The organism is Paenimyroides ceti (assembly GCF_030409925.1).
The window spans coordinates 134,907-161,226 of record NZ_JAUFQU010000001.1 but is presented as its reverse complement, the minus strand read 5'-3'; the positions used below and the strand labels follow the sequence as shown (position 1 = coordinate 161,226).

Sequence of the window (26,320 nt, the reverse complement as noted above, 5' to 3'; positions counted from 1 at the left end):
TAGTGTTATAACTATATAATTAGTTTTGAAACTAAAAAATTAGTTATATATTTGAATTATAAAAAAACTAATATGGAAAAGCTGACAAACAAAGAAGAAGAAATCATGCAGATTTTATGGAAACTGGAAAATGCATTTATTAACGATATACTGGAAGCGACAGAGGCCCCAAAACCTCATTATAACACCCTATCAACAATTGTACGAATTCTTGAAGATAAAGGTTTTGTAGGACATCGTGCTTATGGAAAATCGCATCAGTACTTTCCTGTTATCACAAAAGAAGCGTATAGAAGTGTGTATGTAAAAGACTCCATAATAAAGTATTTTGATAATTCTGTTTCTGATCTTGTAAGCTATTTTGTAAAAGATGAATCTATCACTCAAAGTGATTACGACGAAATTATGGCCATTATTGAAAAAAGCAAACCAAAGAAATAAATGATGGAAAATATATTGATGTATGTCTTCAAAGTAAATCTACTATTGATTTTCTTTACTGTATTCTACCTGATTTTTTTGAAAAAAGAAACTTTTTTTAAGCTTATTCGGTATTATTTTATCGGAGGAATAATTATTTCACTGATACTACCTATTATATATACATATAAAACAGTAGAAATTATTCATCAACAGACAACAGATACCGAACAAAAGCTTGTGAACAATACAACACAAGGCATCGTAAAGGAAGAAATTGAACATTTGTTTACTGTAGAAAACGTTCTGTTGGCTTTTTATATCATCGGACTTTTATGGATGTTATTTCGTTTTATTAAAGCCCTATACAAGCTTACCCGTATTATTGTTTATAGTAAAAGAGACACTTCAATTAGGGGCGTTTTATATAACCGCCAAATCAACAATGCGTTCTCGTTTATAAAATGGATTATTCTGCCTGCCCAATATCAGGAAATGAAAGATATTTACACCATTATAATTCATGAAAAAGTACATGTAAAACAAGGTCATAGTTTCGACATTCTTTTTATGGAAATTCTTCACTGTTTTTTCTGGATAAATCCGGCAATTATTTTCATGAAGAAAAGCATACGGCTAAATCTGGAATATCTCGTAGATGCTGAGGTCACTAAAGAAACGCATTCTTATACCTATCAAAAAACACTGCTTACCACACTTGCCGTCACCAATAACAAACTGGCGACTTCATTTAATGCCATAGAGGTAAAAAAACGTATCATTATGCTTAACACTCAAAAATCAAAAAATATGAAAAAATTAAAATTTACACTGGCACTTCCTTTTATTGCCTTGTTTTTTATCTCATTTCAGATAAAAACAGTGGCACAAATACGCCTGGTCGAAGCATCAAAAGTTACTTCTGACAAGCGCTCCGTTATGACCTTTTATCTCTATCCGGGTCATGAAAAAGAAGACTTTAAAAAAATGGAAGACGTGCTGAAAAAAATGTATAAAATTAATGCCCGTTTTTCTAACATTCAACGCAAGAATAATCAGGTTGTTTCTTTTGATATCCATGTGAAAAATGGCAAGGAAAACTATACCCGAAGTTTTGGAAAGAAAACACCTTTTACTTCTCTGGCATTAAGTGTTGAAAATAAAGGCAACAAAAAATACGATTTATTGCTAAATGAACAGACAGACGGAATCAGTTGGCAAACACAAAATCAAGCCTCCAAAAAAGCCTCTACTTTTGTTATCACATCAGAAAAAGAACCTAAAAACGAGATCGTGCTTTTAAAAAATACCGATCCTGCAACTACTGCAGCGACTGCTGTTGTTGAAATTACTGATGGAGAAACCGTTTTTATTCAGTCTGATCAGCCCGTTTATTTTATTGACGGAAAAAAAGTTTCTAAAGATGAGCTAAGCAAGATTTTACCCGATGAAATTCAACTTATCGAAATAAACCGTAATAACGAAGTAGAAAATAATGCACAAGACAGCAGAGGAACAATCAGAATTACAACCAAACGGAACAATGCATCTGTAAAGGCAGAACAAGCTTCAGTTCGGCTGCAAAAGCAAATTGAATACACAAGAAAAGAAATGCTCAATGCCGAATCGCTGCGCATACAGGCACTACAGGAAAAAGCCTCCGCTTTTGCTCAGAAACAAATTGTACTGAGTGAAAAACAGATCGCAATAGCACAAAAAATAGCGGAAAAATATTCAGAAAAAGAACAAAAAAGAATAGAAGTTATTGCCAAAAAGATTGAAGAATCAATTGAAAAAAGAACAAAACATATAGAAAAAGAGAGCGAAAAAATGCAGAAATTAAGAGAAAAAGCTTTAGAGAGAAGAGAAAAAGCACTTTTAAACAATGCTTAACCGCACCCCGATACGATTACTTTTATATATTATTATTCCAATTAGTTACAAAAAAGAGCTGATAATATCAGCTCTTTTTTATTGCTTATTCATTTGAATATTAGCAGTGACATGGATTTTCTCTCCAAGCATCAGACCTCCGGTCTCTGTAAGCGCATTAAAGGTAATTCCAAATTCCTTTCGGTCTACGATTCCGGTGATTTCAAACCCCGCTTTTTCAATGCCTTCAGCTGTTGTAACCTTTCCTCCATACAGCGCCTGAAATACCGTTTCTTTGGTAATCCCTTTCATGGTAAGATTTCCGATGATCTCAAAAATAGCTTCTTCTCTCCTTTTGAAAGAAGTCGTAACAAACTCAATCTTGGGGTACACGTCTGCTTCGAAGAAATCAGAACTTCTTAAGTGCTCATCTCTAACCGGTTGATTGGTATCAATGCTTTTTACCTCAATACCAAATTCTACCTGTGCACCATCAAAATCATGATCTGAAGTCATCATCACTCCCGAAAACTCCTTAAAAACACCTGTAACATTTGAAATTACAAGATGTTTTATTTTAAACTGAACATCAGAGTGTTCTTTATCTATGTGCCATATTGTTTGTGTCATACAGGATACTTTTTATATCAAATATACAAACTTGTCAATAGCTCAAACATGTTCTGGATTAATTTCCTCTTCAAAAAACGTCATCTTTATAATCAATCAATCGAAATCAAAAAAATCAAATCCCAACTTGCTAATATTCGCTAAAAAAACAAACTAAAAAATTTATATTATTATACAAATAATAGTTTTAAAAAACAATATAATGTATTTTTTTAACTTTTTTATAACGTTTAAGGAGAATTATTTTATATAGTTTCGTTATGTTAGCTAACAAAAAACACTTTTATAAACATTTAAAAATTAATTAATTATGAAAAAAATTCAATTTCACTGTCTCCTATTCATAAGCCTTATAATGATGACAATAGGATTAATAGCGTGTACAAATGATGAAGCCATAGTCTCTGATGAAAACAAAGAAACAAGCAATTTTGCCGGCAAAACATCTGATGAAGGTTACCTTTATGCCAAAGCCTTTTACCAAAGTAATCTCAGTTTTGGAAAATCAGTTGATGTTATTGACCCGGATACAAAACAGGGCGTTACAATCACAGAAGTAAAAGTTAATAATGAGGCACGCGCAAGAGGGTATGTTGTAAAACAAATAAAAACAGATGTGTTTTTATTTTTTGCAGATGTCAACAGAGAAAAAGATGTATTAACGGTATATGATGCAAACACAGACAAACAAGAAATCTTTAGCAACCTTACAAAAAATGAAGACTATAAAACCACCCAAAAGTTCGATTTTATTAAGTTTACCCCCCAAAAAGTTACTGCTGCCAAAGGCTGTGGTTTTTGGAAAAAGGTATGGGGTTCGTGTACTTTTCATAGAATTGGTGTTCCTGTTGAAGGAAGCCCTGGTTACTGTGCAGATTACTCAATAAGAAACACGTACTTTTTAGGCTCAGTGATCCATTCAACGGGATGGGCTCCAGATGGCGTTTATCCTTGTAAATGATAAAGGAAAATACCTTTTTAACATTGAGTAAACATGATATTGAGAGTTATATAACTCTCAATATTTTTCTAATTTTCAAAAAATATAAATCATGCCTTCTTTTACATTTCAAAAAAATATCTCAGTTCCTGTAATTATATTTTTTATTTTTCAAATAAACAGTTACACACAAACTACCCTAAAAGGAAACGTACAGTCTGAAGGAGAAGCAGTAGCTTATGCGCTGGTACTACATACGAAGATGAAGCAACCCGTCTATACGGATTCTTTAGGCAATTTTGAGATCACAAATCTGACCGCAGTAGAAAGGCTAACCATCAATTGTATAGGTTATGAAGAAAAAACGGTACTCGTAAAAAATCTAAACCATCCTCTTATTATTGAATTGAAAAAAAACAGTACGTTGCTTGATGAAATGGTCATTTATAAAATCAATTCACGTTGGAAAAGTTTTTTCAAAAAACCTAAACCTCACCTTTGGAAAGATAACTTTAACCTATTTGAAGGAAATGTAATACTAACAAAGTATAAAGCACCAAAAGATCTTACCTTTAATGGCATTGCCTTTATTTTAAAAAACGCTAATGCGAGCCATAAAACAAAAAAAATACGCCCATTGATTTTCAAAAATTCAATAAACAATTCAAATTCTCTTATTGATAATGAAATAAAAACATTTCGAATCCCGGTAAATGTTGAAACCTCTTTAAGTAAAATTGATTACAGAACAGAATTTGAATTTGACCATCTTATCAAAATAAAAAAAGGAGAAGAATTTTATGTCGGTATGGAATTGATTCGAAATGATATAAAAAAACATGACAGAGATCTTAATAACAATAATAATATTATGGTGGCCTGTATCAAAGAAATTTCGTCTACCGATTTAGAAACAGCTATATATTTTAATTTCTTCAATGAGGCATATCACAACAATGATTTTAATAGAACCATAAATTCAAAAGATTTATATTTTGAGTTAAAAATCCTCGAAGATTAAAAAAAGTCTTATGTTGCTTTTTATTAAACACAACTACAATGCTAAAAACTTTTATAACTCAATAAAAAAACATCTATCTCTCTTATTAAACCGTATTAAAACTATGAATTTTAAAAACCTGAAATTGCTCCTTATTTTTTCCTTTATTTTTAATTCTGTATCGTATTCTCAAAAAAAATATGATATCAGTATCACTTCCGAAGCAAATCCGGTAGCATTTCCATATACCTATATCAAAAACAGTAATATCATTAAATATGGCAATAAAGAAGGAAAATTAACCATCAACTCAAATTCTGAAAGTGATACCTTAAGAATTGAATGTAATGGTTACCTTCCAAAAAAAATTCCGCTACAGAATCAATCAGAAAATTTGTCCATTATATTAGAACCCAGTACTGAAATTTTAGAAGAAATTATCATTTCAGTCCACAATAATGAAAAAAGTAAGTGGCAAAAAATCAACAAAAAAACAAAAAAGACATTTGAGACAGAATATTTTGGAATTTTTGAAGGTTCCCATATCATTTCCTCCTATAAAATCGAAACAGTAACAAAATTTAATGGGATTCGATTTTTTGTTATCACTAATGAAGTGGGTAAAGATTTCTTATTTAATAAAAAGGTAAGGCCTATATTAATCATTAACTCTGAAAATCTAAGTGATAATATGCTGCCCAATAAAATTATTTATTTTGAAAAAGATGCTCAGTTATATACCAAACTCGATATTGAATTTAAAAATACGGTAACCTTGATACCTGATGATACTTTAACTATAGGCATAGAACTTATACCAGAAAATTCAGAAAACCCCAATATGAAAAATGTAATAGGTGTACTTACAACAAAACATCTTCTAAAAGAAAGTAAAACAGTTACAAATAATTATCTTTCTAAAACACAGAAAACAGCTCACTTAAATCAGGACATCTATTTCGAGTTGAAAATGGTAAAATAAAAATACATTTTAAGATAGAGCAAACAGGATATTGAGAACTATATAGTTCTCAATATTTTCCTAATTTTCAAAAAATTAAATCATGTCCCTTTTTCATTTTAAAAAAACATCTCAATTTCTGTAATTATATTTTTTATTTTTCAAATAAACAGTCAATTAAAGCAACAAAGTAGACTTATTTCTTACTCTCTTCAGAAAAAACTTCCGGCTGCTCTAATGTAGCGGTATCAAAATCATCGGGCAATAGTGCCGAAGGTATTTCCTTACTTGATTTCAATCCCAGATTTTTGAGTTTTAGTGCCTGACCGATCAAATGCCCATTGCCGGTATTAAGCTGTCCAACTGCTGTTTTATAAGCTTGCTCGGTTTTATTGATATGTCTGCCAAGGTCTTCTATAGTAGTTGCAAAACTGACAAACTTTTCATACAGCAACTCCCCTCTTTTTACAATCTCCATTGCATTTTTACTTTGCAGTTCCCTTTTCCATAAATCAGTCATTAATTTAAGACAGGCGATCAGATTGGTAGGACTGATCAGCAATATCCTTTTTGAATACGCATATGACCATAACTCCGGATCATGCTGTATCGCAATGAGATATGCGGGTTCAATTGGCACAAACATCATGGTAAAGTCGAGTGACTCTTCGATATGATCGTATGCCTTTCCCTGCAGATTATCGATATGTGCATATAGTGATTTTAAATGAGCCCCTAAATGGAGATCCTGCGTTTCTTTATCGTCAGCAGAACAATAACGGTCATATGCTACCAAAGAAACTTTTGAATCTATGATGATGATACGCTGATCAGGCAGGCGAATAAGCACATCCGGTCTCAGACTTTTTCCTTCTTCATTTTTTACGGTTGACTGTAAAAAATACTCTCTGTTTTTTACCAGTCCTGATTGCTGTAAAATACTCTCCAGAATCATTTCTCCCCAGTTCCCTTGTTTTTTTGCCTGTCCTTTTAATGCTGAGGCAAGATTGTTAGCTTCATGGCTTACTTTATTGGTTTGTTCTACCAATTCCTTCACTTTTTCTTCCAGTGAAAAACGCTGTTTTGATTCTTTGTCATACGTTTCTTCTACTTTCTTTTTAAATGTATCAATATTTTCTCCCAGTGGTTTGAGCAGTGCCTCTATATTCTGTTTATTGGATTCGGTAAATTTTCCAGCTTTATCTTCCAGAATCTGATGGGCTATTTTTTCAAACTGTAAATGCGCTGTTTTCTGTATTTCAATCATCTCCTCTTTGTGAAGACTTAGTTTTTCTTTCAAGGCAGCATTATTGGCAGATAGTGTACTGTTTTCTTTGTGCAGTTCCTGTAACTGTGCGGAAAGGTCTGTACACTGTTCAGTCAATCGGCTGTATTGTTCTTTGAGGCTGGTGTATTTATCAGTCAACGTTTCCTTTTGCGCTGCCAGCAAACTGTTGTCTTTCTGAAAATCAACATTTTGTTGACGATATTCCAATAGTGATGAAGTAAGTTCTTCGATCTTTTGTTCTCTGTTTGCAACATTTGTTTCCAGAGAAGAAATATGTCCCTGCATTTTAAGCAACTCCATATCCTTTCCGGCAGACAATCTTGTCATTTCTGCTGTGGATTCTTTTTGAAAAAAGAGTTGACTTTCCAGAATTTTACTTTGGGTATGGGTTTCTTCAAACCGAATACGCAATCCTTCATATTCTGTTTTTGAAACCTCAGATTTGCTGTGTGTGGCACGAAAAACAATATAAGTCAGTACAAAGCCTACTGCCAATCCTATTATTAATGATATTATATCCATCTGCTAATAATGTTTTTTAAACTCATATAGAGAAATGCTTTTTTCGAATAGTCTGCTTTGAAATTTGAAAGCAATTTGAATAACTACGGAAAGCACACCTTTCAATATACAATACAAAGTTCTGTTTTTTTAGATATGTTTTTTTGAGGAAATCCGTCAAATAATATTTTTATCATTAGACAATCTTTCTACCAACAATGGTTAGGCTCCTTTCTATTCCATCCAAAACCGCAACATTAGGCAACAGCCCCCAATCTTCGAATCCTAACGAATAGAATAACCTCAAGCTTGGTAGATTATGTGAAAAAATAAATCCGAGAAGCGTAGTAATTTCATACTTTGTGGCATGGTCAATGGCATATTGCAGTACTCTTTTTCCCAAACCTTTTCCGCGTTGTGTTTCATCGAGATAAATACTTATTTCTGCGGTATGATTATACGCCGGCCGACCATAGAAGGATTGAAAACTTATCCATCCTACCATAACATTTTCAGTATTCTCCACTACAATAAGCGGTCTTATTCCGTGTGTATGTTGTTCAAACCATTGCATTCTATCTGCTTTTTTTACTGGTTCCGTATCTGCGGTAACCATTCTTGAAGCAATAGTAGTATTATAGATAGCTACTATTTGCTCCAAATCTTCTAACTGTGCATTGCGATAATATAATTTTTCCATTTTTTACCCTCTAACAGATTAGTTCAAAGATATCGTTTTTAAAATATGTATTTACAGGAATGTTATTTATAGCTATCGAAAAAATAAAAAATTATTTTTTACAAAAAGCATTAAACAAATAAAAAACATAAAAAATTATTGCATATCAGTTTTTTTAACATAAATTAGTAAATACATAAAATACCAATCTACCACAAAAAATAACGGCCAGCCAAAATTAATAATGTTTGGTATTAAACAGCTGGTTTTCTTTCCGTTAAAAGTTATCCCTTTAAAAACATCTTTATGTAACATACAACTGATGTAAAACCATTAATTTTTAACTATTATGAAAAGATTAATACCCTTGTTTTTTTCCTTTTTCTGTTATTTTTTAAGTACAGCTCAGGAAAACTTCATTACAGTGTGGAATATGAATAATTCCGGAACTGCTGATAATGAAATATCTTTTAATATAACCACTGCACCCGGTCTTTCTGTAGGCTACAGCTGGAGTTGCAGTGATGGAAGTACCGGAAATGGAATAATACCTGAAGACAGTACCATTGCTACGATTTCGGGTTTACCTCAGGGACAGATTATCACCTTAAGTATAGAACCCGAACATCTCAAAACCTTTACAATAAATAATATCCCTGACCGTATGCGTCTGACTGATATTCTACAATGGGGAAGTGTTTCATGGCTCTCTATGAAAGATGCTTTTAACGGAGCCCGCAACCTAAACATTTCCGCCACCGACATACCGGATCTCAGCAATGTAACCAATATGTCAGGAATGTTCAGAGAGTGTACGAATCTAAACGGACCTGCCAATATTGGTACCTGGGAAATCTCCTCTGTTAAAGACATAAGCAATATGTTCCAAAGCGCAAGAATTTTCAATCAGAATGTAGGAAACTGGGACACATCCAACATTACAAACATGGGCAATCTCTTTAGCGATTGCTTCCTTTTTAATCAAAATATTGAAAACTGGAACACATCAAATGTAACCAATATGAGTTATATGTTTTATGGTACTCTTTCGTTTAACCAAAATTTAAGCAATTGGAATACTACTTCAGTAACCAATATGGGTTTTATGTTTTGTTATGCTCAATCTTTTAATCAAAATCTTACCAATTGGAATACAGAAAATGTAACAGACATGAGTTCGATGTTTTATGCCGCTATCTCCTTTAATCAAAATATCAGTAGTTGGAAATTATCTCCTATTGTAGACATGAACAATATGCTTCTGCTTAGTGGTATAAACTGTATTAATTATTCACTGAGTCTGATAGGCTGGGCAGCCAATCCAGACACTCCTTATGGAAGAAACTTAGACTCTGTAAATATTCTATATGGAACTAATGCTAAAACTGCCAGAAACTATCTTACTCTCACAAAAGGTTGGACTATATTAGATGATATGTTAAATGATACAAACTGCGGGCTTCCACAAACTATTACTGCAGCTGACATCACTAAAACCTATGGCGATGACCCTTTTGTATTAAATGCGACGACAAACTCCGGACTGATAATCGATTATATATCGACAGATAGTAGTACCGCTGAAGTCTTTCAAGACAGTATAAACAGCAATACATGGAAAGTCAAAATCAACAAAGCAGGAGAAGTCAATATCATAGCAAAACAAGCAGGAAACGAAATATATAACAAAGCAGCGGATGCTATTTTTAAGCTTACTGTAAAAAAGGCAACCTTAAACATCGTTGCTGAAGCAAAATCGAAAATATATGGTACAACTGATCCTCCACTCACCTATCAAGCAAGTGGTTTTGTAAATGCAGATACTGATGGAGTACTATCAGGATCTTTAACCAGAACAATCGGTGAGAATGCCGGAACGCATCTGATTGAACAGGGAACACTGCTGGCAGGTAATAACTATGACATTGCTTACATAAGTGCAGATTTCGACATTACTAAAGCAACACTAAACATTGTTGCTGAGGCAAAAGCTAAAGTATATGGTACTACTGATCCTGCACTTACTTATACCGTAACCGGTTTAGCCAACAATGATGATCAAAGCATCATCACTGGAGCATTGTCCAGAACAGCAGGTGAAAACATAGGAACTTATGAAATTCAACAAGGTACTTTAACTACAAGTAATAATTATAACATTACTTATACAAAAGCTGACTTTGATATTACAAAAGCAACCTTAAACATTGCTGCTGAGGCAAAAGCTAAAGTATACGGAACGACTGATCCTGTTTTGACCTACACCGTAACCGGTTTAGCAAACAATGATGATCAAAGCATCATCACTGGAGCATTGTCCAGAACAGCAGGTGAAAACATAGGAACCTATGAAATCCAACAAGGAACGTTGGCAACAACAGCTAACTATGACCTTGTGTTAACAGCTGCAGATTTTAATATCACTAAAGCAACCTTAAACATTGCTGCTGATGCGAAAGCGAAAGTATATGGTACTACTGATCCTGCATTAACCTATACTGTAACTGGATTAACAAATGGCGATGACCAGTCTGTAATCACAGGAAGTTTATCAAGAGTAACAGGTGAAAACATAGGAACTTATGAAATTCAACAGGGTACGTTGGCAACAACGGCTAACTATGACCTTGTGTTCACAGCTGCAGATTTTAATATCACTAAAGCAACCTTAAACATTGTTGCTGATGCGAAAGCGAAAGTATATGGTACTACTGATCCTGTTTTGACCTACACCGTAACCGGTTTAGCGAACAATGACGATCAAAGCATCATCACAGGGGCATTGTCCAGAACAGCAGGTGAAAACATAGGAACCTATGAAATCCAACAGGGTACGTTGGCAACAACGGCTAACTATGACATTACTTATACAAAAGCTAACTTTGATATTACAAAAGCAACCTTAAACATTGTTGCTGATGCGAAAGCGAAAGTATATGGTACTACTGATCCTGTTTTGACCTACACCGTAACCGGTTTAGCGAACAATGACGATCAAAGCATCATCACAGGGGCATTGTCCAGAACAGCAGGTGAAAACATAGGAACCTATGAAATCCAACAGGGCACGTTGGCAACAACGGCTAACTATGACATTACTTATACAAAAGCTAACTTTGATATTACAAAAGCAACCTTAAACATCGTTGCTGAGGCAAAAGCTAAAGTATATGGAACGACTGATCCTGTTTTGACCTACACCGTAACCGGTTTAGCCAACAATGATGACCAAAGCATCATCACAGGAGCATTGTCCAGAACAGCAGGTGAAAACATTGGAACCTATGAAATTCAACAGGGGACCTTGGCAACAACAGCAAACTATGACCTTGTGTTCACAGCTGCAGATTTTAATATCACTAAAGCAACCTTAAACATTGCTGCTGATGCGAAAGCGAAAGTATATGGTACTACTGATCCTGCATTAACCTATACTGTAACTGGATTAACAAATGGCGATGACCAGTCTGTAATCACAGGAAGTTTATCAAGAGTAACAGGTGAAAACATAGGAACCTATGAAATTCAACAGGGTACGTTGGCAACAACGGCTAACTATGACATTACTTATACAAAAGCGGATTTTAATATCACTAAAGCAACACTAAACATTGCTGCTGAGGCAAAAGCGAAAGTATATGGAACAACTGATCCTGTTTTGACCTACACCGTAACCGGTTTAGCAAACAATGATGATCAAAGCATCATCACAGGAGCATTGTCAAGAGCAACAGGAGAAAACATAGGAACCTATGAAATCCAACAGGGGACGTTGGCAGCAACGGCTAACTATGACATTACTTATACAAAAGCTGACTTTGGTATTACAAAAGCAACACTGAACATCGTTGCAGAGGCAAAAGCTAAAGTATATGGAACAACTGATCCTGCACTTACTTATACCGTAACCGGTTTAGCGAACAATGACGATCAAAGCATCATTACTGGAGCATTGTCAAGAGCAACAGGAGAAAACATCGGAACCTATGAAATCCAACAAGGGACGTTGGCAACAACCGCAAACTATGACCTTGTGTTCACAGCTGCAGATTTTAATATCACTAAAGCAATCTTAAACATTGTTGCAGAACCAAAAGCTAAAGTATATGGTACTACTGATCCTGTTTTGACCTACACCGTAACCGGTTTAGCCAACAATGATGATCAAAGTATCATCACAGGAGCATTGACCAGAACAGCAGGTGAAAACATAGGAACTTATGAAATTCAACAGGGTACGTTGGCAACAACGGCTAACTATGACATTACTTATACAAAAGCTGACTTTGATATCACTAAAGCAACCTTAAACATTGCTGCAGAACCAAAAGCTAAAGTATACGGAACAACTGATCCTGCACTTACTTATACCGTAACCGGTTTAGCGAACAATGATGATCAAAGCATCATCACTGGAGCATTGTCCAGAACAGCAGGTGAAAACATAGGAACTTATGAAATCCAACAGGGGACGTTGGCAACAACGGCTAACTATGACATTACTTATACAAAAGCTGACTTTGATATTACAAAAGCAACCTTAAACATCGTTGCAGAGGCAAAAGCTAAAGTATACGGAACAACTGATCCTGCTTTGACCTACACCGTAACCGGTTTAGCGAACAATGATGATCAAAGCATCATCACAGGAGCATTGACCAGAACAGCAGGTGAAACAGCAGGAATCTATGAAATTCAACAAGGTACGTTGGCCACAACAACAAACTATGATCTTGTATTCACAACTGCAGATTTCAATATCACAAAAGCAACCTTGAATGTTGTTGCTGAGGCGAAAACCAAAGTATATGGAACGACTGATCCTGCACTCACCTATCAAGCAAGTGGTTTTGTAAATGCTGATACTGATGGAATACTATCAGGGTCTTTAACCAGAACAGTCGGTGAGAATACCGGAACGTATGTAATTAAACAGGGAACACTGATGGCAGGTAATAACTATGACATTGCTTATATAAGTGCAGACTTTGATATTACAAAAGCAACATTAAATATTGTTGCAGATGCAAAAAACAAAGTATATGGAACGACTGATCCTGTTTTAACCTACACAGCTACAGGTTTTGCAAACGGTGATAACCCATCCGTGATCACAGGGAATCTCTCAAGAGATCCTGGAGAAGATGAAGGCACTTATGCCATTCAACAGGGAACACTCAATGCTTATAACTATAACATGGTTTATACAGGGGCTGATTTTATCATATTTAAAACATTTACCATAATTGTAACGGATCAAACCAATGTGACCTGTAACGGAGGGGCAGATGGTTCTGCAACTGTAGAAGTAAATGGTGGAATACCTCAATACACCTACTCTTGGGCTCCTTATGGAGGCAATCAAGCAACCGCTAATGGTCTGACTGCAGGCACCTATACTGTAACCATCACCGATGCAATTGGTCTGGCAATCACTCAGGAATTCATCATAACAGAACCTCCGGTGGTTGTACCGCCTACAGCACAAACTCTTCAGACAATATGTGCTTCAGCTGATCTTACCCTAAACGACATTCAGATTCAGGGAACACAAATCAAATGGTATGCTACAGCTCAGGACACTAATGAACTTCCGGAAACGACTGCTTTAGTAAACGGTACAACATATTATGCTTCTCAAACTATCAATGGATGTGAAAGTGTAGGAAGAACAGCAGTAACCGTAACATTAAACACCATCGATGCGCCGGTAGTAGAACCATATTCCTTATGTCAATCTGCTACAGTAGCTGATTTAGAGATCGTAACTCCTACAGGGGTATCTTACAAATGGTATACTACAGAAACAGGTGGCATTGAACTTAGTGAAGACACAGTACTCGTAACACAAACTTATTACGTAGAAAAAACAGAAGGAGACTGTGTATCACAAAGAACAGCCGTGCAAATTACTATTTTAGAAGTACCGGAATCTCCGACAGGAGCAGCAAATCAAAGTTTTACGGTAAATAACATCGGAGAAGCAACAATTGCAGATTTGGTAATGGATCAGGAAAATATCATCTGGTACATAAGCCTTGAAGATGCAATGAGCGGAAATAATCCGTTAGCAGCAGAAATGCCTTTAGAAAACGGACAAACCTACTACGCTGTTTTAATGAATACAAACGGATGCTCGAGTGTACCGACACCAGTAACTGTAGACATCACATTATCGACAGGCGAATTTGATACATCAGGCTTAAAATATTATCCTAATCCAACCAGTGATATACTTACGGTTACCTACAAAAACAGTATTGATCGGGTGACAGTTTACAACCTGATAGGTCAGAAAGTAATGACTCAGGAGGCCAACAGCAAAGAAGTTCAGTTAAACATGAGCGCACTGGCTAACGGAAACTATATGCTGGAGATACGATCCGGAAAACAAATAAAATTTGTCAAAGTAGTTAAAAAATAATTCTTAAACTTTTCATTATCTAAGACCTGTCGAATCCGACAGGTCTTTTTTTGTACATCCAAATAGTCACTTCAAGTGGAATTTCTGAGCAATTTTGTATCGGTAAGTCGTTCAATTTACACCACAATGTTAAGCGGAGTTAAAAAGATTTTTTGTCAGAAAGTCATTTCATAATCCTCAACAGCTTAAACTTCTATTAGAATAATCTCAAAAATCATATCAAAGAACTACTCCTACCTACTCTGAAAAACTACTATTGCTGATATACTAATCAAAAAGAGACCTGCTTCAGTCATTTGAAGCAGGTCTCTTTACACAATCATATTTCAGATTCAAAAACGTTCTATTTAGAAATAAAAAACTATAAATACTAATAGATACCGTTATTTGCGAATATTCAAACGCAATCCAAACTGAACATTAAAATTCAGAGGCTTGTCCTTATAAATCGTATAAACAGTACTTTTATCATCAAAATGATAACGGATACCGGGCTCAAAATAGATTCCTACATGATCGGTAATACTATAGTTCACCCCTAATCCTGCATTAAGAGAAGTTTGTATCGTTTTTGATCTGATCTTCTCAAGAGTACTTTCCTGTAAAACACTATCCACAATATAATCTGTTTTCAGAGTACCGTAAACCACTTTTTCAACATGAACACCCATATTGGCATAGGTTGTCAAACGTCCCGCACTCCATATAGTATAATTCAGCTGAAGCGGAACACCTATATAGTGAAGCTGCTGTCGGCTGTTATACCTGTAAGCAGCACTTCCTGATACAAGTTCAGATGAAAGTTTGGTATAAGTAATACCCGTATTAACCGCCCATCTATTTCCTAAAGGATAATATAGGGAAACACCCATGCGTACAGGTGTTTTATGACGAATTTTCGTCTCTACCTGTTTTTCCTGATTACCTACAATGATATTGTTTAGCGGATCTTCTGTATAATTACCCTCTGAATCAACAGTTGCATCCATAGGATCTCCGTTCATCATAGCATATCCGCTGACTTGCTGAGTAGAATTAGACGAAAATTGTCCGGACAAAAGCCCTAAACTCCATTTTTTTTGCGGAGTACGTAAAACTGAATCTTCCGTCATCAGTGATTGTTTTTCATCAGAAAAAGTAGTGATAACCAAATCTTCTGTCCCATTGTTTCCATTTTGTATCATCTTCGTCTCATGACCTGCGATCTGCTGATCTGACGTGTCCTGCGACGGGTTATCTGATTTTTCATCAGGTAGTGGTTCTATTACTTCTCTCTTCCCATACACATAATCAAACGTTGGATGTTCATCTGGATATTGAGAATAATGTGTTGATCCGATCTTTGATTTGTTTATAATGACATTCTTTTTTTGCGGTATTGTTTTCGTAAGAGCAGATTCCGATGTAGGATTGATGAGCTCATATTCACCTGTCTCAGGCAATTTTTTTTCAGGCTGTATCTGAGAATCTGTAATAGTTGAATGTATGACTGTTGTTTGTTTGTTGTTTGTATAAAATGTAAAACCGGCAGTAATCAAAACAACTACTGACGCTGCAACACGGATGATCTGTTTTCTTTTTTGGCGCTTTTTAAAACGCTTCTCCTCTTTACTTTTACCGTTGAGTTCAGAAAGTAATGGAATTATTTTTGCTTCTTTTTTAGAAAAAAGTTCCTGATCAATAGCATTCCATAAATGTTCAGGAGAGGTCTCTTTATACCCTTCCATCTTCTTCTTCAAATCATCTAACCATCTCTCTTTCATAAAATATCTTTTTTTAACTGTCTGTAAGAATTAATTTTTTGCATCAGTATCTTTTTAGCTCTGTGAAATTGAGAAGCAGAAGAATTTTCTGCAATGGCAAGCAGTTTTGCTATTTCTTTATGACTTTTTTGTTCAAATACATACAGATTAAAAACCGTTCTGTATCCATCCGGGAGAGAGCGTATCATCTCAAGGATATCAGATTCGGGGATATCCATCAAATCCGGATTTTCTTCCTCTTCCTCATTGGGCAGATTTTCAGGAGTGTTTACTTTTTCAAATTTTGAAATACTTTTGAGCTGTTGGAGCGACTCATTGATTACTATGCGTGTACTCCACGCTTTCAATGCGCCTTTCCCTTTATATTGAAAAGTATCTATCGCATGAAACATCTTTACAAAACTATTCTGCAACACATCTCTAACATCTTCAGGTTCTTTGATATAACGCATACAAACATAAGTAAGACCTGCGGAGTAGGAATCATAAAATTCCTTCCATGCTGCTCGGTCTTTCGAAAACAGGCGTTGCACCAGTTGTTGTTCGGTTATATTTTCAGAGATCATTTAGGTATTGAAGATCTTAACTGGTATTACATTAGAATAATAATTTAGCTAAAAACAGGCTGTACTTTTGTGATACAACCTGTTTGTTTACTGATTTGTTTACTATTTTTTCAAAAAGTTTGGAAAACTGTATTTTACAGCAGTATATGGAGTTACTGCCGCGCCATCAGAAGTTATTTTATCTGCCGTTAAATCAAACTTAAGGGTTTTGCTTTTATAAACACCTTTTTGCGGGCTCGAAAAAGTAACCACTACATTTTTAGTAGCCCCATCAACCGGAACCTTAATTTCAAGTGTTTTAGGCGCAAATGTTAATTCAATTGCTGTTTTAGCTTTATTCAAAGCAGGCGTATAATTAAGTTCATACTTCACCTTTCCAATCGTTTTTAAAGCAGCTTCTGCTTTTGCAGCATCCTTTACCACAGACCTTACAATCTCTTTTACAGGAAGTTCATCAAATGTAATAACATTTTTATTAGCTGTAAAGGAAATAGTCGCTTCATTTTTTGCAGTACCCTGAGTTGTTGTAACTTTACCGCTGTAAATACCATTTACATCATCTGTTTTAACAGGAACAGGTGTTCCATCATCTTTGTTATCACAAGAAGTGAGTGAAAGCCCTAAAAGAGCAAACATTATTAACAAACTTTTGTATCCTACATTTGTTTTCATCTTATTTTTCATTTTTAAATTGATTTTTACTTAGATTTTCTTTGAGTACTCACTTATATAAATCCGGTTTTTTCAAAATCTTGCATCAAAAAAGAAAAAAAACATACACTTTCACATAAAAAACACCTAAACAACTGAAATTCAAACAATAAAAAAACAAAATAACGCATTACATTTTGCGGAAAAAACCCTCTACAAACACGCTTGGCCTATAAGAATAAAAAAATTAAAAAAAAACAAATTTAAACAATTGTTTAAATTAAACGTTTGTTTAAATTTGTACTATCAAATTATTATTCAACTGAGCATGAACGAAAAGCAAATAGAAATATTAGAAGCAGCAGAAGTACTATTCTCCACGAAAGGCTTTGATGGCACATCAGTTCGCGACATTGCAAAAGCGGCAAATGTAAATGTAGCCATGATCTCCTATTATTTTGGATCAAAAGATAAACTCCTCGAAACTCTGTTTGAAGATCGTATTTCAGGCTTTAAAATGAAAACCGATGCCATATACAATAAAAACATTTCCTCTTTCGAGCGCTTAGAAATACTTATTGATACATATATAAAAGCAATGAATACCAATGCCGGACTGTATCAGATCCTTGCAGTAGAAGGTACTATTAAAAAGCGATTATTAATATCTCCTGCATTTACCGATCTCAAAAAATTCAATCTTGAAGTCATTGGAAATGTCATAAACAAAGGAATAGAAGAAGGTGTTTTTAACAAAAACAGCAACCCTATTCTGATTCATGCTACCATGATGGGTACATTTATGAACTTTCAGATGAACCGGTCTTTTTTACAGCATGTATTGGAATTTCACACAGAAGAGGAATACCTCAGCTATATCGAAAACGAACTAACAGATCATATTCACAAAACAATAAAAGCGCTTTTAACCTATGAAGAATAAAGCAGCGTGGCTGGGTACATGGCTCGTATTCGGAACTTTTTCTCTGTTTGCTCAGGAAAAAGTAAATCTGAACATTAACGAAGTCATAGAACTGGCAACTACGCAAAGTAAAGAAGCCAAAGCAACCGACACCAAAATCATGAGTCGGAAACTGGAACGCGATGCAGCGAAAAGTAATGTATTGCCGGATGCCAAAATTAGCGGACAATATCTGATGATGTCAACTCCGGATGTCAACATCAAAATTCCGATCAACAGAGAAGGCGGAGCGCCAGACATCAGTACGCATCAGCTCATGTTGGGTCAGGCAAGTGTGACCATGCCCCTCTATGCCGGCGGAAAAATCAGAAATGGTATTCACCTGGCTGAAAATGCCGTACAGGCAGAAGAATTTAATGCTCTGAACACCAAAGATCAATTGGCAGCACAGGCGATAAAGCTCTATGTAACATTATACAAAGCACAGCAAACCGTAGTGCTGATGGAAGAAAACATCAGACGTGCCACACGTCAGGTAGAGGATTTCAAAGCTATGGAAGCAAACGGATTACTGGCACGAAATGATTTATTGAAAGGAGAACTGCAACTCTCCAATTACAAAGTAGCCCTGCAGGAAGCAAATAAAAACGTGAATGTAGTCAACTACCAACTCGTCAATTTACTCCAGTTGCCGGAAGATACCAAAATAGGATCCATCACCTTTGGCGCTGACAGCAGTATAAAGCAAACATCAGATTATGAGGTAGCTATAGAAAACCGCAACGATTTAAAAGCACTGGAAAGCCAGCATCAGATGGCAATTGATCAGGTAAACATATCCAAAGCCTCATATCTTCCCAGCATTGCTTTATCCGGAGGCTATACCGCTTTTGGACTACAGGATGTCATAACAGTAAAAAACGCCATGAATATTGGAGTTGGTCTGTCTTATGATTTAGGCTCATTATACAAAAACAAACGCAATGTAAACATTGCCAAAAACCGTGTCGTTGAAATAGAAGAACAACAGGCTATCATGAACGATCGAGTAAAAATACAGGTACAGCAAGCCAACGAAAATTATATTCTGGCTCAGGAACAACAAAAAGTATATGAGCAGGCTGTAATTCAGGCAACAGAAAACTACCGCATTGTCAAAGACAAATACGACAACGGAGTAGCTGATACAGATGATTTACTGGAAGCAGATGTACAGCAGCTGCAAAGTAAAATCAATCAGGCAATTTCAAAAGCCAATATTATCGAAAAACAATACGATGTATTATTAGCAAACGGTCAATTAATTACTAAATAGTCTCAAACAAAAATGGAAGATATCAATAACAATCCGTCAGAAGTAAAAAAACCTTCTAACAAAAAATTCATCGCTGCCCTTATTGCTCTGGTGCTTATCGGAGGTACTTATGGTACTTATAAATACATTCACAGTCAGGCACATGAAACCACTGATGATGCACAGATCGACAAAAACATGAGCCCAATCATTCCACGTGTTGGAGGCTACATTACAAAAGTATATGTAAAAGATAACGACATCGTAAAAAAAGGAGATACTCTTTTCACGATTGATAACCTGGATTATCTTGTAAAAGTACAGGAAGCACAGGCTGCTTTAACAGCTGCTGAGAGTTCTTTTGAAGTATCCAAAGCAGATGTTGCTGCCACATCAGCCAACCTGGCTATATCAGATGCTACCGTACAATCCAATTCCGGCAGCATAGAAGCGGCACAAATCAGAGCCAATCAGGCAAATAATGATTTTCAGCGCTATACCAATTTATACAACAACCACTCCATCACCAAACAGCAGTATGAACAGGCAATGACGGCAAAACTCGAAGCGGATAAACAGGTAGAAGTTCTTAAACAGCAAAGAAACGCAAGTTCTTCACAACGTCAGGCAGTAGTCAGCAAAACAACCGTTGCTTCAAAGCAAACAAGCGTTGCTCAGGCGAATATTGAAAGAGCCAAAGCCATTCTCGAAGCAGCCAAACTCAATTTGTCGTATACCGTTGTGAGAGCTTCTGCAGACGGACAGATCTCCAGTGTAAAAATACAACCTGGTCAGGTAATCAATCCCGGAGCAGCCCTTTTTTACATCATTGACAACAGTGAAACATGGGTAGTAGCCAATTTCAAAGAAACGCAGTTAAACAAAATGCGTCCGGGGCAAAAAGTACATATTGTAGTAGATGCGTACCCTGACACATCATTTGAAGGCGAAATCACCTCCTTTTCACCAGCAACAGGTTCACGATTTTCTTTATTACCACCTGATAATGCTACGGGTAACTTTGTAAAAACAGTACAGCGTGTACCGGTCAAAATCAAACTGACAGAAAACAATCCGGCTGAAGCCATTGCTTTACTGCGTGCAGGAATGAATGCTGATGTAGATGTAGCCGTTAAATAAATATGGAAGCTGCGATACATCAACCAGACAGTCTGGTAGAGTACGGCTTCCGGCGGGTAGTGATCACCATTACAGCCGTTCTCTGTGCTCTACTGGAAATTGTCGATACCACTATAGTAAACGTAGCCCTCAACGATATGAAAGGGTCGTTGGGTGCTACCTTGACGGATGTGGCATGGGTTATTACAGCCTACGCCATTGCCAATGTGATTGTTATTCCGATGACCAGTTGGCTTTCACAGCAATTTGGCCGCAGAAATTATTTTGCGGCATCGATTATCATCTTTACCGTTGCCTCATTTTTGTGTGGGAATGCTACCAATATCTGGGAACTTGTTTTTTTCCGATTCATTCAGGGTATGGGTGGCGGAGCATTGCTGGTAACAGCTCAGACCATCATTACAGAAAGTTACCCGCCTGCCAAGCGAAGTATGGCTCAGGCGATTTACGGAATGGGGGTAATTGTAGGACCGACACTCGGACCGCCTTTAGGAGGGTATATTATTGACCATTTTTCATGGCCTTATATATTTTATATCAACGTACCTTTAGGTGTTATTGCTACCTTGCTTACCCTATCCTTTGTACGCAGCCCTAAATATGACGGCGGAGGTAAAAAGTCAGCAAAAGAAGTCGATTGGTGGGGCATGCTCTTTCTCATCATGTTTATTGGTTCTTTACAATATGTACTCGAACACGGACAGCAGGATGACTGGTTTGCCAATTCTACCATTGTAACCCTTTCAATTGTTTCTTTTTTCGGCTTTTTCCTCTTTATATGGAGAGAACTTGTCTGTGACAATCCCATAGTCAACTTACGGGTGCTCAAAGATAAAAATCTGCAGATCGGAACCATTATGAGTTTTATTCTGGGATTTGGTCTTTTCGGTTCCACATTCATCATACCGCTGTATACACAATCCATCTTGGGATGGCCTGCTACCGATGCGGGAATGTTGCTCATTCCGAGTTCCATAATGACGGGACTGATGATGCCGTTTATCGGTAAAATGATTCAATCCGGTGTTCCCCAGAAATATATGGTCGCTCTGGGCTTGTCCATTTTCTTTGGCTTCTGTTTCATCATGTATGGGCAACTTACCAATGACACAGGTTCCGAACATATGTTCTGGCCTTTGATATTGCGGGGTGTAGGTCTCGGATTACTGTTTGTTCCTGTAATGACCTTATCGCTTTCTACCCTCAAAGGGAAAGCCATTGGTGAAGGAGCATCATTTACAGGGATGATGCGCCAACTTGGAGGTTCATTTGGTATTGCGCTCATTACTACCTTCATAGCAAGAGATTCGCAACACCACCGTGTAGATTTGGTTTCACACCTCAACGACACGAGCTTTGAAGTACAGCAGCGCATCACTCAGTTGCAGGCAAACTTTATAGGAAAAGGATTCAGTCCCAATGAAGCATTGGCAAAAGCCTACCAGTTACTTGACTTTTCAGTAACCAAACAGGCAACTGTACTTTCCTATATGGATGTATTCTTATACCTCGGTGTTATGTTTTTACTCTGTGTACCCTTTGTATTAATGATCAAACAGGGAAAAACCAAAGTAGACCCGTCGAGTATACATTAGTGTACAGTCAAAAAATAAAAAAAAGGAATCTCTTTGAGACGGGATTCCTTTCTTGATTAAAATAATTGCAGAAGTAAATTTACAGTAAATGTGATCCATTGGCTCCTGCAATAAAAAGGGATTAAGAACAGCGGTATCTGTAAAAAGATACCGCTGTTTGTTTTTATCATTTTCTCTACTGAATCCTAAAGAAAGATCAACGTTTTTGATACAGCAGATCGTTCATACTTTTGACGATTCTTTCCGCTTTTTCACCATCTTCATGAGCCGAATAAATCCATCGGATGATACGCTGTTGTTTTTCAGATGTACAGCGCATAAAAGCTTCATAAACTCCGGGCTCTTCTTTAAAACATAATTGCAGTTCCTCTGTTATCTGATCCGGCAGTACATCAGCATATAAAATAACATGAACCGAATCACCGGCTGTCTTTCGAATTTTTTTTCGGATTTCTGCCTTTACGGGCAAAAAAAGACTTCCATTGCCCATAGGCTGTAAATGATAACCGCTGATTTCAAAATCATCAATATGGCCGCTGACTCTCACCCATCCGAAAGCACGGTTCCGATCCGGAGCAATTTCGGGAATCCGCACAAATGTCCACCCGCCTTTACCGGCAAATTTTTCAAGCAAGTATTGCTTATCTGTTAGTGGTTTCTGATGCATTTGCGTTAGTTATTAAGCGATGAGATACCAAAAATCCAGTTGCAGGTCTTTTTCATCCATCATTCCCAACAATTCCCTTCCCCAATACGTATCGAAATATCCCATGCAAATATTTTTTGTCTGCCCCAGTGTTGTTCCAAAAGTAATTTCTGAACCGCGTCCTTCAGCAAGAGTTCCTAACAAATGAGCCTGTGTATTTTCAAAACGATAGAGGTATTCCTTTTCCAGATAGTCAGAAATCTCTACTAACTGGCTCCATTCTTTATGCGGCTTTAAGGAAAAAGTACCGCATTCCATACAAGAGAAAAAATCGGGAACTTTAAAATCCGTTTTATGGATCTTATGGAATTGTCTTTGCACACTCAGCTCGTCAGTCAAATAGAATAAAGAAGACTGTTCGTCTGATTTGTTTAAAAGTTGCTGTACTGCTTCAAGATCTTTTTCTTGCTGCACAAACAATACATGGGCATATACGCCTGAATAATTCCGGACAAGGCAGTGAAAAACTACTCCTTCCATTTTTTCCAGTTCTGTTTCAAATTTCAAAACGCCTTTCAGCAGTTCATCATGGGTTACGGTTTCTTTTTTTCTGAAATGGATCATTTCCATTCCATAGGTTGAATCATATGATTTACGCAGCATTCTTTATCTGTTTAATTAGTAATACCGCAAAATTATCCGTCACAGATGACAGCAGTATGTCAACTGTTTCCCAATATTTTTTCAAAAAATAATTCTTTATACAACCTTTACCCCACCAGACTAACTCTTAAGATTAGCTTCTGTCTGTAACTGATGATGGGTAGCGTGATAGGTCATGAGATACATCATTTCGCGAATGCTCAGAGGTCCCAGCAAAGGATGCGGCATTACCAACGTATCCAGTTCTTCTTCTGTATAATCCTGTAACAATTGACCAATCCCGGTGAGCAACTGTTCCGTTTCGGCAGTCGCTTTGTCGCGTTCCTCGCTATTAAACGCTCCGGGTACAAAACGTTCCGGGGCTTTGCCTCCGTTTGCAAGAGCTTCTTTATACCTGGTGATCACATGAGCTTCATCCATCAAAGGACGGTTGAGCGTACCGAATTTTTCTCTGAGAAAATCTTTAGAAACCAGTGCTTTTGCGATGGGTTGCAGACACAGATATATATGGCTGAGCTGCTGACCTGCATTCCATTTACCTGATTTTGTATGCATAAAAGCCTCCGGAGAAAGTGAGTTTACATACTCTAAAAAAAGCCGGTGTGTGGCATAAAATTGTTCAATGAGTTGCTGTTGCTTCATAATTTTTCTGATTTTGTTATCGCAAAAGACTTTTTTCGTAAACACTTAATAATCCTCTGTTGCTGTATAAATATATAAAAAAGGGCTGAAAATAAAAATCTTCAGCCCTTATAGAATTGATTTACAGCCGTAAATCATTATATCTGTTCTTTATTAAATCCCCATAAAAGCAAACGGAGCTGCTTTTACAAAAGCTTTTGATGTTTCCCCTGCATACGTTTCATTTTTACTCAGGTTCAATTTCTTTACCATTCCTTTTTTACTAAAATCTATTTTTTTAAGATCTACCCAAAAAACATTTGGCGTTTGTACCGTTTCAAAATAATATACCAGATTTTTATGATCTGAAACTGATCTCCATCGCGTAGAAGAGATATTCGGCTCTTCATGAGACGAAATTCCGAACGGTACGGAACAGTTACGGATCACGCTAAAAACACTTGCAATCACAGCTCGTGTATCAGCCGTCTGCGGAATGGCATTGATATAATAAGACGCTCTCACAAACCGGTCAGCTGCTCTGTTGGTACCCGGCAACATGATAGTACCCGGAATACCCTGCCAGTATTTATTTATGGCAAGCTGATCTTCAAAAATTGGGGAATTGGTCATTACGGTATACGACGGATCATGATGAATGACTAATTTACCGTTGATGTATTCAAAAATGGCATTGTCACCTGAAGCATCGGAAAGGGATAAGTGTAAGGTTGTAAATTTTGTAGTTCCTGGTATATAATCAGAAACCACAACAAATTCTTCTTTTCTCAATACTTCTACTGCTTCTTTTACGGTGGCAAAATTATCGAGTACATATTGAGCCCAGGCAGAAATCGCCAGTCCTTTTTCAGTTCCTTTCGGATTGTAAGAAGGATATTGACTCTCTACGAGCCACAACACATTGGCTACTAACCCTTTTTCATTCATTCCATCAGCGGTGGCTATGTCCCATGCACTGGCAATAACACTGCCATAAAGAGAAGTCCACTTTACAGAATTAGGACCTACATTACCCTCGCGTTGCATTCCTCTCGGAAATACCCATAGATTGGCAGCGATTTCATCTTTCCAATCCATTGAACGCGCAGTAACTACGGTATTTTGAGGGCCTTTATAAACAACCCGTGTGCAGGCATCTGCTTTGGTGCTGCCAAAAATAAAAAACAGAGAGAGTGCCCCTCCTAAAAGTTTTGCGTACATTTTTTCCATGGTCTTTTGTTTTTATGGTTTACTGTTTCTATCAAAACAGTATTATAAAGATAACCAAATACGCCTTAGCAACAAAAGGAATGTATGTGTAACAACTCATTTATTCCTCCAATTTTTTAAACCGGGCTTTAATTTCTTTGAGCTCATAAATCGCCGGAACCACTTCTTTTCCGCTTCGGTCAATAAAGCCATAGCCGCCGCTTATATTTCTTACGAGTGCCTGATCTTTGTGATAAACGCCGAATTTCTCAATCTTACGGTACACAGAAGGTACTACTTCTTTGCCGCTGCGATCGATAAAGCCATAGCCGCCACTTCCGTTTTTAACCATAGCCCAGTCTTTTTGATAGACATCATAGGCATATACCTTTTTATATTGTGATTGTGCAAAAGACCACATCGGAAGCACTAACAGCAATAATAATAGAATTTTTGATTGCATATCTTGAAATTAGAAAAAAAAAGATAGTAAATATTAGCTTCTGATTAAAGTATTAACTGTAATATTTTTTAA

21 protein-coding genes are annotated in these 26,320 nt (G+C 36.5%); 10 read left to right on the top strand and 11 right to left on the bottom strand.

The annotated features are described in order from the left end of the window. The first annotated feature begins 72 nt into the window (after positions 1–72). Positions 73–441: a BlaI/MecI/CopY family transcriptional regulator gene (locus QW060_RS00755; RefSeq protein WP_290361821.1), complete on the top strand. Its 369-nt coding sequence runs from the start codon at positions 73–75 to the stop codon at positions 439–441. 3 nt (positions 442–444) lie between these two features. Continuing rightward, a complete protein-coding gene (locus QW060_RS00750) occupies positions 445–2,313 on the top strand; it encodes a M56 family metallopeptidase (RefSeq protein ID WP_290361820.1) in 1,869 nt (622 codons plus the stop codon). 78 nt (positions 2,314–2,391) lie between these two features. On the opposite strand, the gene QW060_RS00745 is transcribed toward QW060_RS00750, so the two are convergent. Beyond that, positions 2,392–2,922, bottom strand: coding sequence for a YceI family protein (locus tag QW060_RS00745; RefSeq protein ID WP_290361819.1), 531 nt, complete (start codon positions 2,920–2,922; stop codon positions 2,392–2,394). Between the two features lie 310 nt (positions 2,923–3,232). Here QW060_RS00745 and QW060_RS00740 point away from each other — a divergent pair, with 310 nt between their 5' ends. From QW060_RS00740 to QW060_RS00730, 3 genes are all read left to right on the top strand, one after another. Next, entirely contained in the window at positions 3,233–3,883 is a 651-nt protein-coding gene (locus tag QW060_RS00740) for a hypothetical protein (protein ID WP_290361818.1), read from the top strand. A gap of 91 nt (positions 3,884–3,974) precedes the next feature. Next, the gene (locus tag QW060_RS00735) at positions 3,975–4,883 is read left to right on the top strand and encodes a carboxypeptidase-like regulatory domain-containing protein (RefSeq protein ID WP_290361817.1); all 909 of its coding nucleotides are present in this window, start codon (positions 3,975–3,977) and stop codon (positions 4,881–4,883) included. 103 nt (positions 4,884–4,986) lie between these two features. Continuing rightward, positions 4,987–5,844: a hypothetical protein gene (locus QW060_RS00730; protein ID WP_290361816.1), complete on the top strand. Its 858-nt coding sequence runs from the start codon at positions 4,987–4,989 to the stop codon at positions 5,842–5,844. Between the two features lie 175 nt (positions 5,845–6,019). On the opposite strand, the gene rmuC is transcribed toward QW060_RS00730, so the two are convergent. Both rmuC and QW060_RS00720 read right to left on the bottom strand, forming a co-directional pair. Continuing rightward, positions 6,020–7,633 (bottom strand): DNA recombination protein RmuC, encoded by a 1,614-nt coding sequence (gene rmuC, locus QW060_RS00725; RefSeq protein ID WP_290361815.1) that lies wholly within the window; start codon positions 7,631–7,633, stop codon positions 6,020–6,022. A gap of 175 nt (positions 7,634–7,808) precedes the next feature. Then, positions 7,809–8,312: a GNAT family N-acetyltransferase gene (locus tag QW060_RS00720; RefSeq protein WP_290361814.1), complete on the bottom strand. Its 504-nt coding sequence runs from the start codon at positions 8,310–8,312 to the stop codon at positions 7,809–7,811. A 328-nt stretch (positions 8,313–8,640) separates the two neighbouring features. Here QW060_RS00720 and QW060_RS00715 point away from each other — a divergent pair, with 328 nt between their 5' ends. After that, positions 8,641–14,715 (top strand): MBG domain-containing protein, encoded by a 6,075-nt coding sequence (locus tag QW060_RS00715; protein WP_290361813.1) that lies wholly within the window; start codon positions 8,641–8,643, stop codon positions 14,713–14,715. Between the two features lie 383 nt (positions 14,716–15,098). Here the strand turns inward: QW060_RS00715 and QW060_RS00710 are convergent, their stop codons facing one another. The 3 genes from QW060_RS00710 to QW060_RS00700 all read right to left on the bottom strand — a co-directional run bounded on the left by QW060_RS00710 (position 15,099) and on the right by QW060_RS00700 (position 17,728). Further along, positions 15,099–16,478 carry a porin family protein gene (locus QW060_RS00710; RefSeq protein WP_290361812.1) on the bottom strand — a complete coding sequence of 460 codons (1,380 nt, stop codon included), beginning with the start codon at positions 16,476–16,478 and terminating at the stop codon, positions 15,099–15,101. Further along, a complete protein-coding gene (locus tag QW060_RS00705) occupies positions 16,475–17,044 on the bottom strand; it encodes an RNA polymerase sigma factor (protein WP_290361811.1) in 570 nt (189 codons plus the stop codon). The genes QW060_RS00710 and QW060_RS00705 overlap by 4 nt, the downstream gene beginning before the upstream one ends. Before the next feature lie 102 nt (positions 17,045–17,146). Beyond that, on the bottom strand, positions 17,147–17,728 hold the full coding sequence (locus QW060_RS00700; RefSeq protein WP_290361810.1) for a DUF4840 domain-containing protein: 582 nt from the start codon (positions 17,726–17,728) through the stop codon (positions 17,147–17,149). 265 nt (positions 17,729–17,993) lie between these two features. On the opposite strand from QW060_RS00700, the gene QW060_RS00695 reads away from it, so the two are divergent. The 4 genes from QW060_RS00695 to QW060_RS00680 are packed head-to-tail and all read left to right on the top strand — an operon-like array spanning position 17,994 to position 22,646. Further along, the gene (locus tag QW060_RS00695; RefSeq protein ID WP_290361809.1) at positions 17,994–18,638 is read left to right on the top strand and encodes a TetR family transcriptional regulator; all 645 of its coding nucleotides are present in this window, start codon (positions 17,994–17,996) and stop codon (positions 18,636–18,638) included. Continuing rightward, a complete protein-coding gene (locus QW060_RS00690) occupies positions 18,628–19,932 on the top strand; it encodes a TolC family protein (RefSeq protein WP_290361808.1) in 1,305 nt (434 codons plus the stop codon). Before QW060_RS00695 ends, QW060_RS00690 begins: the two co-directional genes overlap by 11 nt. Positions 19,933–19,944: 12 nt before the next feature. After that, positions 19,945–21,051 carry an HlyD family secretion protein gene (locus tag QW060_RS00685; RefSeq protein WP_290361807.1) on the top strand — a complete coding sequence of 369 codons (1,107 nt, stop codon included), beginning with the start codon at positions 19,945–19,947 and terminating at the stop codon, positions 21,049–21,051. A 2-nt stretch (positions 21,052–21,053) separates the two neighbouring features. After that, positions 21,054–22,646: an MDR family MFS transporter gene (locus QW060_RS00680; RefSeq protein ID WP_290361806.1), complete on the top strand. Its 1,593-nt coding sequence runs from the start codon at positions 21,054–21,056 to the stop codon at positions 22,644–22,646. A 196-nt stretch (positions 22,647–22,842) separates the two neighbouring features. Here the strand turns inward: QW060_RS00680 and QW060_RS00675 are convergent, their stop codons facing one another. The 5 genes from QW060_RS00675 to QW060_RS00655 all read right to left on the bottom strand — a co-directional run bounded on the left by QW060_RS00675 (position 22,843) and on the right by QW060_RS00655 (position 26,248). Continuing rightward, complete coding sequence (locus tag QW060_RS00675) at positions 22,843–23,313, bottom strand: YdeI/OmpD-associated family protein (RefSeq protein ID WP_290361805.1); 471 nt, start codon at positions 23,311–23,313, stop codon at positions 22,843–22,845. A gap of 12 nt (positions 23,314–23,325) precedes the next feature. Beyond that, complete coding sequence (locus QW060_RS00670; protein WP_290361804.1) at positions 23,326–23,955, bottom strand: hypothetical protein; 630 nt, start codon at positions 23,953–23,955, stop codon at positions 23,326–23,328. Between the two features lie 120 nt (positions 23,956–24,075). Further along, on the bottom strand, positions 24,076–24,597 hold the full coding sequence (locus QW060_RS00665) for a DinB family protein (protein ID WP_290361803.1): 522 nt from the start codon (positions 24,595–24,597) through the stop codon (positions 24,076–24,078). Between the two features lie 153 nt (positions 24,598–24,750). Next, on the bottom strand, positions 24,751–25,806 hold the full coding sequence (locus QW060_RS00660; protein WP_397385489.1) for a linear amide C-N hydrolase: 1,056 nt from the start codon (positions 25,804–25,806) through the stop codon (positions 24,751–24,753). A gap of 100 nt (positions 25,807–25,906) precedes the next feature. Beyond that, entirely contained in the window at positions 25,907–26,248 is a 342-nt protein-coding gene (locus QW060_RS00655; protein ID WP_290361802.1) for a WG repeat-containing protein, read from the bottom strand. Between the last annotated feature and the right edge of the window lie 72 nt (positions 26,249–26,320).

Coding starts and splice junctions, on each gene's coding strand:
- QW060_RS00755 (WP_290361821.1), top strand. CDS start 73: ATGGAAAAGCTGACAAACAAAGAAGAAGAAATCATGCAGATTTTATGG.
- QW060_RS00750 (WP_290361820.1), top strand. CDS start 445: ATGGAAAATATATTGATGTATGTCTTCAAAGTAAATCTACTATTGATT.
- QW060_RS00745 (WP_290361819.1), bottom strand. CDS start 2,922: ATGACACAAACAATATGGCACATAGATAAAGAACACTCTGATGTTCAG.
- QW060_RS00740 (WP_290361818.1), top strand. CDS start 3,233: ATGAAAAAAATTCAATTTCACTGTCTCCTATTCATAAGCCTTATAATG.
- QW060_RS00735 (WP_290361817.1), top strand. CDS start 3,975: ATGCCTTCTTTTACATTTCAAAAAAATATCTCAGTTCCTGTAATTATA.
- QW060_RS00730 (WP_290361816.1), top strand. CDS start 4,987: ATGAATTTTAAAAACCTGAAATTGCTCCTTATTTTTTCCTTTATTTTT.
- rmuC (WP_290361815.1), bottom strand. CDS start 7,633: ATGGATATAATATCATTAATAATAGGATTGGCAGTAGGCTTTGTACTG.
- QW060_RS00720 (WP_290361814.1), bottom strand. CDS start 8,312: ATGGAAAAATTATATTATCGCAATGCACAGTTAGAAGATTTGGAGCAA.
- QW060_RS00715 (WP_290361813.1), top strand. CDS start 8,641: ATGAAAAGATTAATACCCTTGTTTTTTTCCTTTTTCTGTTATTTTTTA.
- QW060_RS00710 (WP_290361812.1), bottom strand. CDS start 16,478: ATGAAAGAGAGATGGTTAGATGATTTGAAGAAGAAGATGGAAGGGTAT.
- QW060_RS00705 (WP_290361811.1), bottom strand. CDS start 17,044: ATGATCTCTGAAAATATAACCGAACAACAACTGGTGCAACGCCTGTTT.
- QW060_RS00700 (WP_290361810.1), bottom strand. CDS start 17,728: ATGAAAAATAAGATGAAAACAAATGTAGGATACAAAAGTTTGTTAATA.
- QW060_RS00690 (WP_290361808.1), top strand. CDS start 18,628: ATGAAGAATAAAGCAGCGTGGCTGGGTACATGGCTCGTATTCGGAACT.
- QW060_RS00685 (WP_290361807.1), top strand. CDS start 19,945: ATGGAAGATATCAATAACAATCCGTCAGAAGTAAAAAAACCTTCTAAC.
- QW060_RS00680 (WP_290361806.1), top strand. CDS start 21,054: ATGGAAGCTGCGATACATCAACCAGACAGTCTGGTAGAGTACGGCTTC.
- QW060_RS00675 (WP_290361805.1), bottom strand. CDS start 23,313: ATGCATCAGAAACCACTAACAGATAAGCAATACTTGCTTGAAAAATTT.
- QW060_RS00670 (WP_290361804.1), bottom strand. CDS start 23,955: ATGCTGCGTAAATCATATGATTCAACCTATGGAATGGAAATGATCCAT.
- QW060_RS00665 (WP_290361803.1), bottom strand. CDS start 24,597: ATGAAGCAACAGCAACTCATTGAACAATTTTATGCCACACACCGGCTT.
- QW060_RS00660 (WP_397385489.1), bottom strand. CDS start 25,806: ATGGAAAAAATGTACGCAAAACTTTTAGGAGGGGCACTCTCTCTGTTT.
- QW060_RS00655 (WP_290361802.1), bottom strand. CDS start 26,248: ATGCAATCAAAAATTCTATTATTATTGCTGTTAGTGCTTCCGATGTGG.